The organism is Acutalibacter intestini, from assembly GCF_034334985.1.
In the GTDB taxonomy this organism is placed as follows: Bacteria; Bacillota; Clostridia; order Oscillospirales; family Acutalibacteraceae; genus Acutalibacter; species Acutalibacter intestini.
The window spans coordinates 116863-134576 of sequence record NZ_JAWXXL010000002.1 but is presented as its reverse complement, the minus strand read 5'-3'; the positions used below and the strand labels follow the sequence as shown (position 1 = coordinate 134576).

The following is a 17714-nucleotide window of genomic DNA, read 5'->3' as shown; positions in this document are numbered from 1 at the left end:
TTCCTTTTTTGCAGTATTGGCTATAACAATGTTTGGCAATCAGACTTACGAACCTATAAAAAACTAGAGCAAAAAGCCTAAGTCATTAACCGAACCTGTCCGTCAATGAGCAAGGCAATGCTGTGGCGTGTTTCCTCCCGAATGCGCAAGAGCGCCTCCCCAATTTTAATGCGGGTCCCCCGGTGCGCCACGTCAAAGGCGGCCCGGGCGCCGGGCTGCTGTGCGGCAGCCTTTTCCGCATCCTCTAAGCTCTTCATATACTGACTTAACTTCATCTTGTTCACCGAGAGCTGCATCCGCAGCTTTGACATTCGGGTCACCTTTACAGTGCTGTGGGGCTGACGTTCGGTTTCCGCCAGTTCCTGCTCCAGGCGTTCGATCTCTTTGCTGATAATATCCTTTTCATAGTCCTCCCAGGGGAGCCCACCCAGGGTAATGGTGGTACGCACCTCGGTCTTAGAGCCCAGCGTATTGGCGCTCACTTCCCGGGCGGCCCATATATTGCCGCCGATGATGGTACCCCGGCCGGTTTGTACAAACACAGCGGCGTCGCTGTATACATTGCAGCCAATGATACACTCGCTGTGCAGGTTTTCCCGGGCGTAGACCGTGCAGTTTTCCAAGTATTTGGCAAAGATGTCTTTGTGGGCCCGAATAATCGCCTGGTTGTTGCCCTGCACGCCCTTGGCTAGCACCAGGTCGCCGCCTGCCTCAATATTGCTAGATTCCACCACGCCGTCTACCTTGATATTTCCCATGGCCCGCACAGAAAAGCCGCTGCAAACATCGCCAGTAATATGGACGTCCCCCAGAAAATTAATGCTGCCGGAAGAATAGTCTACATTACCGTTAATAATCAGCTCGGGGTGCACCTGGAACACCTTGCCGGAAAATTCCAGATTGCCGGTTTTAGTGGCAATTAGCGCGGTACCCTCCTCATTAATCGCGGTATTGCGGCCCATGGGCACAGGGGCGGGCTTGCCGTCCATAGTAGGGATCACCTTGCCCAGCACGTTTTTTCCGGGCACACCGGGACTGGGCGGGGCAATATCGCAGATGACCGCGTCTTTTTCAATGTTTTGATGAGAGGACACAGCGGTATAGTCCACCCGGTTATATTCATCCACAGGCAGGGTGCGGTCCACTTCCCGGGGAAAATGGTCGGTAATTCCCCCATTCACACCAGCCACAGCGGCCTGGCCCCGCGCCGCCAAGAATAGCTTAAAGTACCGGTCCTCCCGCTGGGGCAGCTCATCCAAAAATTTCTTGTCCACCCCAAAGGAGACCTTGCTGGTTTCCAAAGCGCTGGACAGGGTCTTTGCCGAGAGTTCCTTTCCCTCTCCCACCGGCGGGAACACTAGCACCCAGGCGGAGAGAAGGTCTTTGGCCAGATAAGTCACTGCCTGGGCGTCCAGGTTTACAGGAACATCCTCCTGTTTGGGAGTGGCAGCACTTAAACGGCTGTTGGCCAGGGCGGTGAGGCTTAGCTGAAATTTGGCGTTTTCACCCGCTGCCTGTTCTGAGGTAAAAATGGCGGGACCGCCCTCGTTTTGGAAACTCAATTGGGGCATGGGCAGCCAGCCCTGCTCATCCCGGCGCTTGCGCCAAAGCTGATGCAGGGGGTGGTCGATGGGAAGCGTAACCGTATAGGGGTCCTCTGTCTGGGAGGTCCCGGCGGGGCGCTGGTGTTCAGAAAGCTTTAGTGGTTTGCTGTGAACCGGCGCTTTTGCAGGCCGCTCCTGAACGTCTTGAACGCTTTTCTTTGCGGTTTTTTTCCGGGAAAACCGAAACGTATGGGTAAAAAACCGAGATGTTAGAAACTTGGTAATAAAGGAAGGTTTGTTGGCCATAGGGGGCACCTCACTTTCTTTCAATGGTGTGATCATGGCTCCTTACTTCTTTCAAAACCTATCACAAGATACTCTGCATACATTATAGCTGGTTGGAGAGTTTTTTACAAGGGGAACTTTGAAATTGAATAAAAATTTCTGACAGAGTCTGGAAAAGATGAAAAAAATGAATGGATTTTCTATATTACACCCATTTTTGACAAAGCTATTTCAGCATGCTATACTTAAAATCATCTTGAAAATTTAGAATAGGGGGAGACTGATATGACTTATGACCAGGCTATGGCAAAGGTGAATTCCCGGCTGCTTTTCGGGATGCAGCCCGGGCTGGAGCGGATTCAGCGTCTGCTGAAAGAACTGGGCAATCCCCAGGAAAGCCTGCGGTACGTCCATGTTTGCGGAACCAACGGCAAGGGAACCACCTGTGCCCTTACTGCAAGTGTGCTGCGGCAGAGCGGCTACCGCACCGGCATAAACCCGTCGCCATATGTGGTGGATTTTCGCGAGCGGTTTCAAATCAACGGGGAGATGATTACAAAGGAGGAGTTTGCCCAGGAGATGGAGGAGATCTGGCCTGTAGTAGAGCGCCTGGACGCAGAGGACTGCCGCATCTCCGAGTTCGAGCTGGTCACCGCCATTGGGTTCCACTGGTTCGCGAAAAAGGCCTGCGACGTGGTGGTGCTGGAGGTGGGCATGGGCGGCCTGTATGATGCTACGAATGTGATTCCCACCCCAGAGGTGGCAGCCATGGTATCCATCTCTCTGGACCACACGGCCTGGCTGGGGGATACTGTGGAACAGATTGCCCGGGAAAAGTCCGGGGTTATTAAAGAAGGCGGACGGGTGGCGCTGTATCCCCAGCAGCCGCCAGAGGTGCGGGCTGTGATAGAACAGGCCTGCACGGAAAAACACGCGTCTCTGGCTGTGTCGGATCTAAGCCGGATTCAGGTGCTAAGCGAGAGCATGGAGGGTACGGTGTTTCAGGCAGAGGGACTGCGGCTGCGTACGCCCTTTTTGGGAGAACACCAGGTGAAAAATGCCGCAACCGTGCTGGAAATCATCAAAATATTGCGTACCCGGGGCTTTCATATTTCAGACGAGGACCTGGCGGCAGGGTTTGCAAAGGCCTTTATCCCCGCGCGCATGGAGATTATTAGCAAAAAGCCCTTGTGTCTTTTGGACGGCGGCCACAACCCGGGCTGCGCTCTGGCGCTGAAGGACGCCTTGCTGCGGTTTGTGCCAGGGAGGCGGGTGGCTGTGATGGGCATGATGTCAGACAAAGACAGCGCCTCGGCTTTAGAGATCCTGGGGCCGCTGTTTGACCAGATTGTAACAGTGGCCCCGAATAATCCCCGGGCCCTTAGCGCCCATGATCTGGCGGCGGTGGCGGCTCCCTTCTGCTTGCGGACCATAGCGGCGGAAAGCGTAGAGCGGGCTTTGGATATGGCCCTGAAGGACCTGCGGGAGGAGGACGCCCTGGTGGTTTGCGGATCGTTTTATCTGGCGGGGGAAGCGCGGGAACTGCTGTGGAAAAAAATAAGGGATTGCTGACAGGGTTTTGCAAAAAACGCGGGAAAATCTGTGTAAAATGGTGGTAGCTGGTCTGGGGACGAGAAATGGGACAGACTGCGCGGCGCCGATAGAAAAGTTTTCCTAAGAGAACGACGTAGGATACATTGGTATTATTAATATATTATGGATTCGGTTGCTTGGACACTCTCTTGGCCTTTATCGAATCTCGCTGACCCAACATTTATACAAAAGAAAGGAAGTATAAAATGAGTATTCAGCTCAGTTACAAAGAAGGCGTGCTCACCGCCAAGCTGGGCGGCGAGATAGACCACCACACGGCCCGGGAAATGCGGGAGTCCATTGACGACACCGCCCAAAAACTAAAGCCCTATTGCCTTCGCCTGGACTTTTCCGACGTGCCCTTTATGGACAGCTCCGGCGTGGGGCTCATCCTGGGCCGGGTGCGCCTGTGCGGCTTTTGGAAAGGCCGGGTGGTGCTGTGCGGGCTTTCGCCCAATCTAAATAAAATGGTAGAGCTGGCCGGTATTTCCACAGTGGCGGCCATTGAAAGGAGGGCGGGCTGATGAGGCCAGTGAATCAGATGCAGCTTAGCTTTTCCTCCCATTCGGTGAACGAAAGCTTTGCCCGGGCGGCGGTGGGGGCTTTTTTGGCCCAGCTGGACCCCACGGTGGCGGACCTTTCGGACATTCGTACAGCGGTTTCCGAGGCGGTAACCAACGCCATTGTCCATGGCTACCGGGAGAAGATGGGGACTGTATACATAACGGTGAAAATTTTTGAGGGCGGCAAGGCTGTGGTCCGTGTGCGGGATAAGGGCTGTGGCATTCCAGATATTCCCCAGGCCATGGAGCCACTGTTTACCACTGGCGGCCAAGAGCGGGCCGGGCTGGGATTTGCCGTGATGCAGAGCTTCTGCGACAGCGTGCGGGTGACTTCGGCCGTGGGCAAGGGCACCAGCGTAACGCTGACCAAGCAGTTTGAACCCAAAGAGTAGCCCCGCCTTGGCGGCGGAAGAGGCCCGCTTGCCCTTTGAGGGGGGGCCAGTGGGAGAGGAGGCAGGCGCACGGCCAGAGGAAGCTCTTTTCACACAAAAAAGTGGGGGCGCAGTGGCAAAGCAGGGAGAAGTGGACCTATCCCGGCAGATAGAGGACAACCTGGGCCTGGCCCACCTGTGCGCCCGGCGGTTTATGGGCCGGGGGATAGAGTATGAGGACCTGTTCCAGGCCGGGTGCGTGGGACTGGTAAAAGCGGCAGAAAATTTTGACCCCAGCCGGGGCGTACGGTTTTCCACTTACGCAGTGCCGGTGATTTTGGGAGAGGTACGCAGACTTTTCCGGGACGGCGGCGCGGTGCGGGTTTCTCGGGGACTGCATGAGCTGGCGCGGCAGGTGCGAAAGGTGGCGGAGGACATTAGTCAAAACACCGGACAGGCCGCCACAGTGGAGCAGATTGCAAAAACTTTGGAGATTACGCCAGAAAAGGCGGCGCTGGCTCTTGGCGCCCTAAACAAGCCCTTGTCCCTGACCGGTGGGGAAGAGGGTACCCAGCTGGAGATACCGGTGGAGGCCCCGGAGGAGCAACTGACCGAGCGGCTAACCCTGCAAACCATTATAGACGGTATGGAAGAGCGGGACCGCAGGCTGATTTACTGCCGGTATTACCAGAACATGACCCAAACCCAGACCGCCCAGCTGCTGGGCATGACCCAGGTGCAGGTAAGCCGCCGGGAGAAAAAGCTGCTGGGCTATATGCGGGAACAGTTTGGATAAAGGTGGTTTCTAGAACATGGAGGGCTTGTTTGTAAAATTGGAAACGCCGTCTTTTAAGGAAAAGAGCGGCCATGTTCCGGGGCAAGAAGCCGCGATAATCTCTGGGCTGGTTTAGGGCTTTTCCTTGCATCCGTCCGCTTCTAAATCAAATATCCGTCATTTCCTTTATTTGGAAACAGACTTTAAGCCTAAAAAATGGAAACCAAATTTTTTTAAGTATTGCATCCCAGCGAAAAGGGTATTATAATAGAAGTAAACAGGTGCGAAAGGCGCCGAAACTTTAGCTTATAAAGAGAGGAATGTGCTAAAATGGCTACTTCTATTACAAAAGATACCATCATAGGCGATATTCTGGATATGGACCAGTCTACCGCCCCCTATTTCCTGGAGATGGGCATGCATTGTCTGGGTTGTCCTTCCGCTCGGGGCGAGACCCTGGAGCAGGCCTGCGCGGTTCATGGGGTGGATCCCGAGGAGCTGGTTAAGAAGATCAATGAACACATGAGTAAGTAAATTACTCACCGTAAGTAAATTACTCACCGTAAGTAAATTACTCACCACAAATAAATTGCTTAGCCATGTTTTAAAACAGGCTGTTTACGCCGGTTGCCGCTGGGCCGGGGGCTGTTTCGGTAGCCCTTGTGGTCAGGCGGCATATGGTTTATTCAGGGATTTTTGGGGGAGGCGGAATGAATGGCAAGACCTCTGTTTCAGTTGGGGCCCCGGCTTGCCGCCTGTGCGGAGCTGGTGCGCCAGGGCTCGCCGGTGGCCGATGTGGGTACGGACCATGCCTACCTGCCCATTTGGCTGCTGCGTACCGGAAAGGTGCCCTGGGCCGTGGCCTGCGACATAAACCCAGGCCCGCTGGAGTCCGCCAGGGCCCACGCCCATCTATATGGCGTGCAGGACCGGCTGCGGCTGGTGCTGGGCGACGGCCTGGAGGGCCTGACGCCAGAGGACGCCCAGGACATTGTGGTGGCGGGCATGGGCGGCCAGATGATTTTGCGCATAGTAGAGGCAGAGTGGCTGCGCAGCCCAGAAAAGCGGCTGATTCTTCAGCCCATGAGCGCGGCGGACCGGCTGAGGCTGGGCCTGTGCCGCAGGGGATTCCAGGTAGAGCGGGAGCTGGCCGTGGAGGACGCGGACAGGGTTTACTCTGCTTTTTCCGCCCGGTACATAGGCCGCTGCCCAGAGACAGAGGAAATCTTTCCCTATATGGGCGCGCTGCCTCCGGGCCCGGCCGCAAACCGGTATGCGGCCAAAATGGTGCGCGTGCTAACAGACCGTTTAGCGGGATCTGAGCACAGGGGAGAAACAGAGGAGGCCCGAAAGCTTCGGGAAATCATTGGGGAGATTCGGGAAAAATATGCTGAATGATGGAAAAGGGCCGGGGAATTAGGAGACATCCTTTCTGCTTGCTGTGAATTTTCAAGAGGAGTGAAGCTTATGGCTCGAATTTGCGATATATATGATGTGATCAACGCGGTGGCGCCCTTTTCCTCTCAATTGGGGTTTGATAACTCCGGTCTTTTGGTGGGGGACGCCAGCGCTGTGGTAACCCGGGCCCTGTTGTGTCTGGACATTACCGAGGCGGTAGTGGAGGAAGCCTCCGCCATGAACGCCAACCTGATTATCAGCCACCACCCGGTGATTTTCCAGGCCCTGAAAGCCCTGAAGAGCCGGGACATTCCCTATCGGCTGGCCAAAAAAGGCATAGCCGCCCTGTGCTGCCACACCAACCTGGACCTGTCTCCAGTGTGTGGGGTAAACGTGGCCCTGGCCGGGCGACTGGGCCTGCGGAATATCCGAGCCGAGGACGTGTTTGGAGAAGAGGCCGTACTGTTTTCCGGTGAGCTGGAAAGCCCTATGGAGCCTGTGGAATTTGCCCGGCTGGTGAAGGAGCGGCTGGGGGCTGGAGCGGTAAAGCTCATCGATGGGGGCGGCATGGTGCGCAAGGTGTTCCTCTGCGGCGGGGCAGGGGGAAACCAGGTCTACTACGCTGCCTGCCGGGGAGCCGACGCCTATGTGACTGGCGAGATGGACCATCATGAGGCCCTGGAGGCCGCCCGCACTGGCTTGACCTGTGTGGTGGCGGGACATTATGAGACTGAGAAGGTGTTTGCCCAGTTTCTGGCAGCCTACCTGAAAAGGCGGCTGCCGGACACAGCTTTTTTGTTGAGCAAGGCGGAACATGCGCCTTTTGAAACCATATAGCCAAAGCGGCGGAGGAGAGCGGAAATGGAATATCCGGAGAGTAAAAGAGAAGGTATCAAAAAGACGGTAAAAACGGGCATTACCTTTGGCAGTGCCCTGGCTATGGTGATTAGTTACTGCAACTGGCATTCAGTGGGCTGGGCCATCTTCCACGGCCTGCTTAGCTGGGTTTATGTCATCTATTATGTCATCCGGTACTAGAGTCTGATAGAAAACACCCGAAACAGGGTCTGTTTTGCCCGGAAATGGTGGCTTCGGCGTCAAAAATCCTGGAAAAAGGCGCCAGCATTTCTCCGATTTTTAAACATACCCCAATTTAGGAGGAGACAATATGACCATTGAACCAGCCAGGGCAGAGGACCTGCCCCGCGTTTTTCAGCTTTATACAGTGTTGAACAGAGAAATGGCCCAGCTACAGCCGGACATGTTTCGGCCTGGGGCAGCGGATGAAAAGTTTGTGCGTTCCGTGCTGGCAAGTGGAGAAGAGGATGTCCTGGTGGCCCGGGAGGGGGAGGAAGTGCTGGGCTTTGCTCTTGTACAGCAAAAGGAGACGCCGCCTTATCCGGCCTTTTTGCCCCGGAAATACGTCTATCTGATGGATCTGGCCGTGGACCCGAACCACCAGGGGCAGGGCCTGGGAAAAGCCCTGCTGCAAGGGGTAGAGGACTGGGCCCGGGGCCGTGGCGCGGAATTTGTGGAGCTGGGGGTCTTGGCAGAGAACGCCAGGGCCATTGGCCTATATGAGAGCCGGGGATTTCAAGAGACCCGAAAAGTGATGAAATTGGATTTAATATAGAAAGGAAGAAACTATGGCACTGGACGGGGCGTTTTTGCGCCACTTAAAAAAAGAACTGGAAGAAAGGCTTATTGGGGCCCGGGTGGATAAGATTCACCAGCCCAACCGGGAGGAGCTGGTGGTGGCCTTCCGCAGCCGGGAGGGAGGGGAAAAGGTGCTGTTCTCTGCCCGGGCCAATAGCGCCCGGGTCCATTTTACCGCCATTCCCCTGGAAAACCCCAAGCAGCCCCCCATGCTGTGCATGCTGCTACGCAAAAAGCTCCAAGGGGCCAAGCTGGTGGGGATCCGCCAGCCGGAGCTGGAGCGGCTATTGCACTTTGACTTTGATTCCATAGATGAGCTGGGAGACCATGTGGTTCTTACCCTGACCATGGAGATTATGGGCCGCTACAGCAACATAATCCTTACTGGGCCTGACGGAAAAATCATAGACTCCCTCAAGCGGGTGGACGCGGAGATGAGCTCCCAGCGGCTGGTGCTGCCTGGGCTCACCTACCACCTGCCGCCTCCCCAGGATAAGCTGTGTATGCTAAACGCCACCAGCCAAGACCTGGCGGCCGCCCTGGCAGCCCTGCCCAGAGACATGGAACTCTCTAAGGCTTTGCTGGCCGTATTGCAGGGGGTCTCGCCAGTGGTATGCCGGGAGCTGGCCCACCGGGTGGGAAGGGGCAGGGACCTGACCGCCTTTACCATGGACGAAGAGCAGCGTTTCCGTTTGGGCTACTTTTACCAGAAATGGCGGGAGATGGTGAAAGAGGTTTCTGGTACGCCCTACATGGCGGTGAATCTACAGAAGAAGCCTATGGACTTTTCTTTTACGGATATTCAGCAGTACGGCACCTCGGCAGTGGTGCGCCGGGGAGATACCTTTTCTCAAATGCTGGACGACTTTTACAGGGAACGGGACCAGCTGGAGCGGATGCGGGTGCGGGAGCAGGACTTACTGCGGCTGCTCTCCAACCATTCCCAGCGGCTGGCCCGAAAGATCAATGCCCAAAAGGGGGAGCTGGACCAGTGTGCCCAGCGGGAGGCCCTGCGGGTGGCGGGGGACCTGCTAAGCGCCAACCTGCACAGCCTGGAAAAGGGCGCGGACCGCGCGGAGCTGGTGAATTTTTATGAGGAGGACCAGCCGGTGGTGGGCATTAAGCTAGACCCAGCGCTGACGCCCAATCAGAATGCGCAAAAATACTATAAAGAATACCGAAAAGCCAAAATAGCGGAGGAAAAGCTGACCCAGCAGATTGAGCTGGCTGGAAGAGAGCTGGAGTATCTGGACTCGGTTTTGGACGCCCTGGCCAGGGCAGAGAACGAGCGGGACCTGGGGGAGATTAAGGCGGAGCTGAAGGAGCAGGGCTATATCCGGGCTAAGAGCGGGAAAAAGGAGAAGGCGCCGGTCATCAGCGCGCCTCTGCGTTTTACGACTTCAGATGGATTCACGGTGCTGGTGGGGCGTAATAACCGGCAGAATGACCAGCTGACCATGAAATTGGCCAACAATCATGATATTTGGTTCCACACAAAAAACATACCCGGCTCTCACACCGTGCTGGTAACAGAGAACCGCCAGCCCACCCCCAGAGCCATGGAAGAGGCGGCAGCCCTGGCGGCAGGGCATAGCAGGGCCAAAGGCTCGGCCCAGGTGCCGGTGGACTATACCCAGGTACGAAACGTCAGTAAGCCCCAGGGCGCACGGCCCGGGATGGTAATTTATGTAAACTATAAAACGATCTTTGTGGACCCTTCTACCTAAAAAAATCATGCAGCGAGTGCTCTTTTGCGGCAGAGGAAATAGACTACTAAAGTTTTATTATAACCAATATTATTTGTTATCCAAACAGAGAAAAGTTTGTTTCGGCCTGGAAGAAGCGCAATATGCCCCACAAGGAACAAATTGTTCAGCTGGTACGGCTTTTCCAAACGCAAACCGACGAGGACCATCCCCTTTCCACCTTTGAAATCATTGATTATTTCAAAAATCAAGGGGCAGTAATAGACCGAAATACGATCCGTGGCGAGTAGATACACTGAACGCCTGCGGAATAGAAATCATCATTCTGGAGGGCCGTCCTAACCGCTACTATTTTGCTGACCGCAAGTTCCAGCTTCCGGAGTTGAATCTCCTGGTCGATGCGGTAGAGGCTTCCAAGTTTATCACCGCAAGAAAGAGCGGCGAGCTTGTGGACAAAATTATTTCTATGGCCAGCGCAGAACATGGGTCGGAATTGAACCGTCACCTGTACACAGGCGGCAGAATCAAGCCGGAAAATGAAAACATCTATTATGTGATCGACGCCATCTTCCGGGCTATCAATATGGGACGAAAAATCTCATTCCAATATTTCCGATACGACGCTTACCGGGAGCGTGTCCCCTGGCACGGGGGGGAACCATTCACCCTCTCCCCCTACGCCATGCTCTATAACGAGGATAATACTATGTCTTGGGGTACTATGAATATTTTGATAAAATCACTACATTCCGCGTAGACCGGATGGGCATTCCTGACATCCTGGATGAGCCCGCCCAGCAGAAGCCGGAAGGATTTGCCCCTGTTGATTACGCGGTCAATGTTCAGCATGTATGAGGGGGATTTGGAAACCGTAGAGCTGCTTTGTGAAAACAGCGTGATGGACTCTGTGGTGGACCGTTTCGGGGAAGAAGTAGAGACAGAGATAACAGATAGTGAGCATTTCGCAGTAAGGGCACAGGTTCCTGTCAGCCAAACTTTCTTTGCATGGGTATTCCAGTTTGCCAGGAAGATTCAGATCCTTGGCCCGGTCTCAGTCAGAGAGCAGTATCAAGAGATGCTGAAAGCCGCACTTACATCGGAGGCGGACAGGGCTACCAAATGAAAAGCAGGAGTTCTTCAAAATTTTTTCAGATAGTGCGGCGGGTTCGCCGCACTATCATTTTGCCCTATTGATGTCCTCGCAGGTATGTGCTTATAATGCCTCTATCATGAACGGATAGTCGCGATAGAAGGAGAATCCGAATGCGCAGTAAGAATCCTGAGCTAATGGGGAGAATCAAAACGTTTGTAGAAAACGATTATCGGGAGCATGGCGAAACGCCCACCAATCAAGCCATCGCCGATGCAATGGGCATTGGAAGGTCAACAGCATATTATTACCTGGTGGAAATGGCGAAGCGCCGGATGATCTCCTATGAAAACGGCAAGATTTCCTCGGAGAATATCCGCAAGCTGACCCCGGAGGTCAACCACGCGGCGCTGGTCGGTTCTATCCCCTGCGGCGAGCCGGACGAGCGGGAGGCTATGGTGGAGGAATACATCCCCCTGCCTGTTTCGGTTTTTGGAAATGGTGATTTCTATGTCCTGCGGGCCTCTGGGGATTCTATGGTAAATGCAGAGATCAACTCCGGCGACTTGGTTGTGATTGAAAAAACCGATGTTGCCGATGTGGGGGATATTGTTGTGGCCCTGACGGATGACCGGCTAAACACCTTGAAACGCCTATGTTTTGCCGAGCGTAAGCACTGTTATTACCTGCACCCAGAGAATGCAAATTATGAAGATATCTACGTAAGCAGCCTGAGCGTCCAGGGCATGGCCAGGCATATTGTCAAGGCGTTGTAATGGGGGCAGCATATGGTAGAAGGAATTTCGCAGAGCTTTATGTTCAGCTCGTGCGGTTATTATCATACAAGGGAACTGGTTTTGCCTGTAAGCAGAGCCAGTCCCCCAGGAGGTGTGTCTTTTGACTTCATTTTTTTCTGACGTGGAGATGGAGGAACTGGCAGAGGGTCTGATTCGCCAATTCCTGGGACAAGATTTAGAAGTACCGCTTCGGGTAGACATTGAGGGATTTCTTACCGGCCACCTGGGACTTCCGCTAAAGTTCCGCAGCTTTGCAGAGGAAGATTTCAGCAAAATTGGCTTTATCTCCGATGGGATTACGCCGCTTCGGGTCATGGAGGGACGCCAACCAGTACAGGAGGTCTTTCCGAAGGGGACCGTCGTATTGGAAAAGTGCCTACAGCGCCGGGATGAGGGCAGCAGGAGGAGATTCACCATTGCCCATGAGGCCGGTCATTACATCCTGGACAGGACCGTAACGATGGCCTTCTTCCATAGGGAATTTGACCGGGAACGAGCCCACAGCCCCCAAGAGTTGAGAGAACTTCTGAGCTTTCGGGAAGCCAGAGTGGACCGGCTGGCTGCGGCGCTTCTCATGCCGGGATTCATGGTGCGGGAAGTGCTGGAAAGGTTTGAGGTCACCGGGCTGATCCCCATTTTCGGGAGCAATCTCCTGCGCTTGGAGGATAAACTGCTGGTACAGAAGATGGCTGGTGCAATGGGTGTCTCCTATACCGCTTTTCTGATTCGCCTAAAGGAGCTGCATCTGCTGGCGCGGCACGACATCTCGGAGTACATTGCCAGCGAAATCGGCTTAGGAAATGAGGCGATGGCGCTTTGAATACCGTAAAAGCGCACTGCCAGACCCCCGTGAGCAGGGATAACCTATATAAGCTCCGGCTTTCCCGTTCGGAAACTGAGGGGCTTTCCCTGCGGGACATCCGCTGCCCCTATTGTGGCTTTCTTGTGGAGCGGGTGTTTTCGGACGTTACCGGACACAAGATGGTCCATTGCAGAAAATGCAAAGAGGAATACCCGGTCAATCTTGGGTATTTCCGGCGGGCCAACCGTCAAAGGAAGCACGATGGTTTTCACTGCCATCGCCAGAAAGGATAATGAATAAACTCTACAACTTTTAATCGAGAAAGCGGAGGGAAACCGGTGTAAGCCGGTGGAGGCTGCCAAGCGCCGTACAAGGTTGGAGCGGTTATTGCAATAGTAATCGAGGTTACTATGCCATGACTGTTCCAATTTGTACGGCGCTTTTTGCTTGCCTTTTTTGCCTTGTACGGTGTTAAAAGTCCTATTCCGCTGTGCTTGGGAAAGGAAAAATCATGAATTACCATGCTATTGAAACAGGAAAGAGAATCCAGGAACTTCGCAAAGAAAGAGGACTGACACAGGTTGGGTCAGCCGAACAGCTGCATATCAGCCTGCGGCCAAATTCGCTGTTTGCAACGCGGGCGGCGGGTTCGCCTATGTGGGGGCCATGCACGACAGCTTCCCCCATGCGCTGGAATTGAGCAAAAAGGGGTACAATGCCTTCGCGCTTATTTACCGTCCTGGCGCTCAGACCGCCTGCGAGGATTTAGCCAGGGCTATTGCCTATATCCATGACCATGCGGACGAGCTGGAGGTTGACGTGGAGGGCTACTCCCTTTGGGGCGGCTCGGCGGGGGCGCGGATGGCAGCATATCTTGGCTCCTACGGTACGGCGGCTTTCGGCGAAAGAAAGTACCCCCAGCCCGGAGCGGTCATTATGCAGTACACGGGCCATTCGGAGATGCTGGGCACGGAGCCGCCCACTTACGCCTGTGTGGGCACCAACGATTGGATCGCCAGCTACAGCACTAAGGAACGGCGCATAGAGCGCATTCGACACAACGGCACGGACGCGGAAATTGAGGTCTTTGAGGGCCTGCCCCATGGGTTCGGGCTGGGCGCCGGAACGGTGGCAGAGGGGTGGCTTGACCGGGCTGTGGATTTTTGGGAAAGACAGGTTTCTAAAAAAACTCTTGCCAAATGAGTCCTTTTCTTAATAAGATGAAAAGCGCCAGGGAGTTTGCGCGGTTTTCGCAAACTCCGTTACGCAGCCGCAAAGCGCGGGGAAATATTGTAGATTTGTGCTGCGTAATGTATACTTGCAGGTATATACTGACCGAATTTTACACAAAGGAGCATCCGAAATGGAAGAAAAGATTATAGAAGTTTCTAAAAAATTCTGGAAGTATCGGGAACAGGCCGACGTTACCGGCATGGAATCCATTGCCGACCCAGGGTGTATGTTCGTGCATATCGGTGTGACCTGCGGTACGGAGGAAGAAATGAAAGCGTTTTCCGATGGGGTATTCAAGCCCACGGAGATCATCCTCAACAAGCAGGAGGCAAAGCTCTGGGGCGATACCGCCATCGTCATCACCGACTGCAACTACGGCCTGCTGCTGGGCGGCAAGCCCACCACCCACCACTTTGCCGTTACCGAAGTGTATGTCTAGCGGGAGAATGAATGGAAGCTGGTGCAGTTCTCCTTCACCGCTTTGGTCTATTAAAATATGTATAACCCTCAACTCGACACCTTCCTCACGGCGGCGGACGCAGGCAGCTTCAGCAAGGCGGCGGAGCAGATGTTTATCACGCCCACGGCGGTCATCAAGCAAATCAACCTGCTGGAGGATGCGCTGGGTGTAAAGCTGTTTGAACGCACCCATCGGGGCCTCACGCTCACAAAGGCGGGGGTGTCGTTATATAAAGACGCAAAATATATCATCCAATACTGCAAAGACTCCGTCAGCCGGGCCAAAAACGCCATGCAGGGGGACACGGATATCGTGCGCATCGGCACCTCGCCCATGACCCCGGCCCAGGCCCTGATGGAGTTGTGGCCCGCCATCCATGAACAGTGCCCGGAAATCAAGTTCCAGATGGTGCCCTTTGAAAACTCCCCGGAAAACGCCAGAGAGATCCTGGCCAACCTGGGCCGGGACATCGACGTGGTAGCCGGGGTGTTCGATGAAACCATGCTGAACCTTCGGTGCTGTGCGGGGTTTGAAATGTCGCGGGAGCCGCTGTGCGTGGCGGCGTCCATCTACCATCCGTTGGCGGCAAAAACCAAACTCGCTGTGCAGGACTTGTATGGGGAAAACCTGCTGATGATGCACCGCAACTGGAGCAATTACGTGGACGAGCTGCGGGATGAGCTGTGGCAGGAGCACCCGCAGGTGAACATCGTGGACTTCGACCTGTACCGCATGGACGTGTTCAACCGCTGCGAAAACGGCAGCGACCTGCTGCTGGTGGTGCCGCCTTGGGCAAACGTCCACCCGCTGCTGAAGGTGATCCCGGTGGAGTGGGACCACTCCATTCCCTATGGCCTGTTACACTCGCCGGAGCCATCCCGGACGGTAAAAAAGTTTTTGAAGGCCGTGCGGACGGCGATTGCGGGAAACCAGCTATAATTTCAAAATTCATGCCAATATAAAAACGAGACTTGTTTTTATGGTGGGCTGTTCGGAAGAACCACGACCAAGTAAATGGGAAATTGTCATTCATCCTTCGGGAAACAAAAATATAATAATCGTACTAATCACTTGAAGCATCGCAATAAACATAAGCAGATACTTTATTCCATGCTTAAACTTTGAAAAAGACAGCAGCATCCAACCAGACATCAAAATACATATGATGGAAACAACAGCACAAATTCCAAATGCAATGTATCCATTAACTTGAGCGATTTTATCCAATAATCCCGTCAAATACAATATGATATGAACCGCTTGTAGCGCCCCTGTCACAATATATATTCTTTTACTATTTTCAGATTTAAAGGAATTGCGTCTTAACAAAATAAGCGATCCAATTATCGTTAAAACAAGTAAAATTCCAATTCCTACGGAGACAGTAAAACGCATGATCTCACACCTCTAAATCCCGATATACCAAATTCTATCCACGGCAAGTATAGCCCCCCAAAAACACAACATTTCTCCATGCCCAGTTATAATCTAAGGGTTTATACGGTTCTAACCAAACGAGACTTCCTGTGAAGTCTCGTTTTTTGTGGTGGGCTGTTCAGGAGAACTATGACTAAGTAAACCCGAATTTATCAAGCTAAAAATTTTTTGTCTGATCTTTTATACAATAGAATACCAACAAGAATTATGATCGCTAATACAGCAATGTTATATTGTGTTGGCGCTAAATAACAGATATTAAAAGTTGCGTGCATAATGGCAATAAGCAATATATTTCTGCATTGATAATAGGTTATTCCCAAAACAACGGAAACAAGTAATGTCCATATACAAAGATAAACAATTTGTTCCATGCCCAATGAATTTCTGATTATCCACATTGGTATATGCCACACGGCCCAAACGGCACCGACAAAAAGAACACTTTTGCTTTTCTTAAAAGGAAGTCGTTCTAGCAAAAATCCTCTCCATGCTATTTCTTCAATAAACGCTGTTATTAGCAGGTATATACAGTTTGTTAATAGTGATATCCCTGTCAAATATGTATTTTTAAATACGTCAGTTTTCACTATGAACGAATAGAAATAAGAATCAAATATACCTGCAACCATACAGATAACCTCTATTAAAATATATTTGATCCTTATTTTCCCTGAAAACATTCGCGTAAAGTATCCCTTGACATTCTGCTCACAAATCAGCAGAAAAATAGTAGCCATAGCGGGAATACACACATATAAGTATTTTAAGTACAATAGTCCATTGGGCATGATAATTCCGTTCTGTTTTAGCAATGTAGGTACATAGCATATAAACGATAAAACATATACGACGGAAACCCATAACGTGAGTTTCAATTTATTTGTGTATCTCACCATCACAATTTCTCCTTGCAGTGCGAAAATCTTGCAGAAATCCCGATTTGCCAAGTGTTACCCACGGCCAGTATAGCACAGCCTCTCAAAAAACACAACATTTCCTCAATCCAGTTATAACCCAAAGGTATACACTATATAACCGATCGGAACTTCTCAACGCCAAAGCCAAGGTTTATAATAGACCCACAAACCCAAGGAAAGGAAAACATGAAAAAAGCAATTCCCCTTTTGTTAGCATTTGTGCTTTTGCGGAGTCTGGCAGTCTCGGCCTTTGCCGCCGGAGGCTTTACCGGCGTGGCGGACAATGCCTGGTACGCAAACGCTGTCAGCTATGTCCAGAGCCACGGCCTGATGAGCGGTACAGGCAATTCCCTTCTGCACGTCAGCAGCTCCGGCCTGGGCGAGAGCGGCCAGCTTCTGGCAGAGATGGCCGGTACCGGCGACTGGCAGGAGGGCCAGCGGTTCCAGTCCTCGGCCTCGGAGGAGGAAGTGGCCGAATGGGTCAACAGCCTGGGTTAAGGAGGGGCACATGAAAAGAGTATTCCCTCTCGCGCTGGTTTTGGCGGTACTTTTGACAGCTTGCAGCGAAACCCAGCCCGGCAGTTCTGTATCTGCCAGCGCGCCAACTAAGGTCGCTCATGGATATACTAATGGTCTGCAAGTCAAAACAACTCTCTTTAGCCATATAAATACGTACTGGACGGGCGCCGGACGCGCCATACTTGGCATAAGGGACGATTTGTTGGTTGAGCAGAAAACGCGCATACACGCCGTCTGCTCCGGGCTTGTTTAGATCCCGTGAAAATATGGTGCGCGAAATGGAGTTATCGTTCTGCTCATCGCGGACGGTATTGCTGCAGTCAATTTTTCTGTCCTCCAATATAGAGCAAAGAGCGGTTATGGTTGTGCAGTGTATACAGCCTTTTATAATATCATAGGTTCTTTTGTCCAATGTTGATCTCAATGTATTTGGCATAGAGTCTCTTCTCCCTGCATCTGTCTGACTGCTTACACATGAAGATATTGTAGTCGTATTATAGCATATTTGGGGGAACTTTGGTAAGTGTGGATTTTTTTACGATAGGCTTTACATGAAAAAGAATCA

The 17714-nt window shown here is 52.8% G+C and carries 23 protein-coding genes and 1 pseudogene; 20 read left to right on the top strand and 4 right to left on the bottom strand.

What is annotated here, in order from left to right:
• Positions 1-77: 77 nt before the first annotated feature.
• Positions 78-1886, bottom strand: coding sequence for a flagellar assembly protein A (locus tag U8U68_RS03075; protein WP_322199387.1), 1809 nt, complete (start codon positions 1884-1886; stop codon positions 78-80).
• A 228-nt stretch (positions 1887-2114) separates the two neighbouring features.
• Here U8U68_RS03075 and U8U68_RS03070 point away from each other — a divergent pair, with 228 nt between their 5' ends.
• The 19 genes and pseudogenes from U8U68_RS03070 to U8U68_RS02980 all read left to right on the top strand — a co-directional run bounded on the left by U8U68_RS03070 (position 2115) and on the right by U8U68_RS02980 (position 15212).
• Positions 2115-3401 (top strand): bifunctional folylpolyglutamate synthase/dihydrofolate synthase, encoded by a 1287-nt coding sequence (locus U8U68_RS03070; RefSeq protein ID WP_322199386.1) that lies wholly within the window; start codon positions 2115-2117, stop codon positions 3399-3401.
• Positions 3402-3628: 227 nt separating this feature from the next.
• The gene (locus tag U8U68_RS03065) at positions 3629-3946 is read left to right on the top strand and encodes an anti-sigma factor antagonist (RefSeq protein ID WP_322199385.1); all 318 of its coding nucleotides are present in this window, start codon (positions 3629-3631) and stop codon (positions 3944-3946) included.
• Positions 3946-4377 (top strand): anti-sigma F factor, encoded by a 432-nt coding sequence (gene spoIIAB, locus U8U68_RS03060; RefSeq protein ID WP_322199384.1) that lies wholly within the window; start codon positions 3946-3948, stop codon positions 4375-4377. The genes U8U68_RS03065 and spoIIAB overlap by 1 nt, the downstream gene beginning before the upstream one ends.
• Before the next feature lie 7 nt (positions 4378-4384).
• Complete coding sequence (locus U8U68_RS03055; RefSeq protein ID WP_322199383.1) at positions 4385-5152, top strand: sigma-70 family RNA polymerase sigma factor; 768 nt, start codon at positions 4385-4387, stop codon at positions 5150-5152.
• 309 nt (positions 5153-5461) lie between these two features.
• Positions 5462-5665, top strand: coding sequence for a DUF1858 domain-containing protein (locus U8U68_RS03050; protein WP_322199382.1), 204 nt, complete (start codon positions 5462-5464; stop codon positions 5663-5665).
• 180 nt (positions 5666-5845) lie between these two features.
• Positions 5846-6529, top strand: coding sequence for a class I SAM-dependent methyltransferase (locus U8U68_RS03045; RefSeq protein WP_322199381.1), 684 nt, complete (start codon positions 5846-5848; stop codon positions 6527-6529).
• A gap of 69 nt (positions 6530-6598) precedes the next feature.
• Positions 6599-7366: a Nif3-like dinuclear metal center hexameric protein gene (locus U8U68_RS03040; RefSeq protein WP_322199380.1), complete on the top strand. Its 768-nt coding sequence runs from the start codon at positions 6599-6601 to the stop codon at positions 7364-7366.
• 24 nt (positions 7367-7390) lie between these two features.
• A complete protein-coding gene (locus U8U68_RS03035) occupies positions 7391-7567 on the top strand; it encodes a hypothetical protein (protein ID WP_322199379.1) in 177 nt (58 codons plus the stop codon).
• Positions 7568-7697: 130 nt separating this feature from the next.
• Complete coding sequence (locus tag U8U68_RS03030) at positions 7698-8162, top strand: GNAT family N-acetyltransferase (RefSeq protein WP_322199378.1); 465 nt, start codon at positions 7698-7700, stop codon at positions 8160-8162.
• Positions 8163-8175: 13 nt separating this feature from the next.
• Positions 8176-9912 carry an Rqc2 family fibronectin-binding protein gene (locus U8U68_RS03025; RefSeq protein WP_322199377.1) on the top strand — a complete coding sequence of 579 codons (1737 nt, stop codon included), beginning with the start codon at positions 8176-8178 and terminating at the stop codon, positions 9910-9912.
• Between the two features lie 122 nt (positions 9913-10034).
• Complete coding sequence (locus U8U68_RS03020; RefSeq protein WP_322199376.1) at positions 10035-10181, top strand: hypothetical protein; 147 nt, start codon at positions 10035-10037, stop codon at positions 10179-10181.
• Between the two features lie 158 nt (positions 10182-10339).
• On the top strand, positions 10340-10648 hold the full coding sequence (locus tag U8U68_RS03015; protein WP_322199375.1) for a WYL domain-containing protein: 309 nt from the start codon (positions 10340-10342) through the stop codon (positions 10646-10648).
• Positions 10649-10714: 66 nt separating this feature from the next.
• Positions 10715-11014 carry a WYL domain-containing protein gene (locus U8U68_RS03010; protein ID WP_322199374.1) on the top strand — a complete coding sequence of 100 codons (300 nt, stop codon included), beginning with the start codon at positions 10715-10717 and terminating at the stop codon, positions 11012-11014.
• A gap of 140 nt (positions 11015-11154) precedes the next feature.
• Positions 11155-11757, top strand: coding sequence for a LexA family protein (locus U8U68_RS03005; protein ID WP_322199373.1), 603 nt, complete (start codon positions 11155-11157; stop codon positions 11755-11757).
• 121 nt (positions 11758-11878) lie between these two features.
• Complete coding sequence (locus U8U68_RS03000) at positions 11879-12598, top strand: ImmA/IrrE family metallo-endopeptidase (protein ID WP_322199372.1); 720 nt, start codon at positions 11879-11881, stop codon at positions 12596-12598.
• On the top strand, positions 12595-12873 hold the full coding sequence (locus tag U8U68_RS02995; protein ID WP_322199371.1) for a hypothetical protein: 279 nt from the start codon (positions 12595-12597) through the stop codon (positions 12871-12873). Before U8U68_RS03000 ends, U8U68_RS02995 begins: the two co-directional genes overlap by 4 nt.
• A 313-nt stretch (positions 12874-13186) precedes the next feature.
• Positions 13187-13783, top strand: a pseudogene (locus U8U68_RS02990) (alpha/beta hydrolase); the annotation flags it as partial.
• Between the two features lie 160 nt (positions 13784-13943).
• Positions 13944-14252: a nuclear transport factor 2 family protein gene (locus tag U8U68_RS02985; protein WP_322199370.1), complete on the top strand. Its 309-nt coding sequence runs from the start codon at positions 13944-13946 to the stop codon at positions 14250-14252.
• A 57-nt stretch (positions 14253-14309) separates the two neighbouring features.
• On the top strand, positions 14310-15212 hold the full coding sequence (locus U8U68_RS02980; RefSeq protein WP_322199369.1) for a LysR family transcriptional regulator: 903 nt from the start codon (positions 14310-14312) through the stop codon (positions 15210-15212).
• 90 nt (positions 15213-15302) lie between these two features.
• Here U8U68_RS02980 and U8U68_RS02975 read toward each other — a convergent pair whose 3' ends face one another.
• Entirely contained in the window at positions 15303-15668 is a 366-nt protein-coding gene (locus U8U68_RS02975; protein ID WP_322199368.1) for a hypothetical protein, read from the bottom strand.
• 194 nt (positions 15669-15862) lie between these two features.
• On the bottom strand, positions 15863-16342 hold the full coding sequence (locus tag U8U68_RS02970; RefSeq protein WP_322199367.1) for a CPBP family intramembrane glutamic endopeptidase: 480 nt from the start codon (positions 16340-16342) through the stop codon (positions 15863-15865).
• A 474-nt stretch (positions 16343-16816) separates the two neighbouring features.
• Between U8U68_RS02970 and U8U68_RS02965 the strand changes: the two genes are divergently transcribed.
• Entirely contained in the window at positions 16817-17128 is a 312-nt protein-coding gene (locus tag U8U68_RS02965; protein ID WP_322199366.1) for an NADPH-dependent FMN reductase family protein, read from the top strand.
• Here U8U68_RS02965 and U8U68_RS02960 read toward each other — a convergent pair.
• On the bottom strand, positions 17112-17585 hold the full coding sequence (locus U8U68_RS02960) for a hypothetical protein (RefSeq protein WP_322199365.1): 474 nt from the start codon (positions 17583-17585) through the stop codon (positions 17112-17114). The two genes, U8U68_RS02965 and U8U68_RS02960, sit on opposite strands and share 17 nt — an antisense overlap.
• Between the last annotated feature and the right edge of the window lie 129 nt (positions 17586-17714).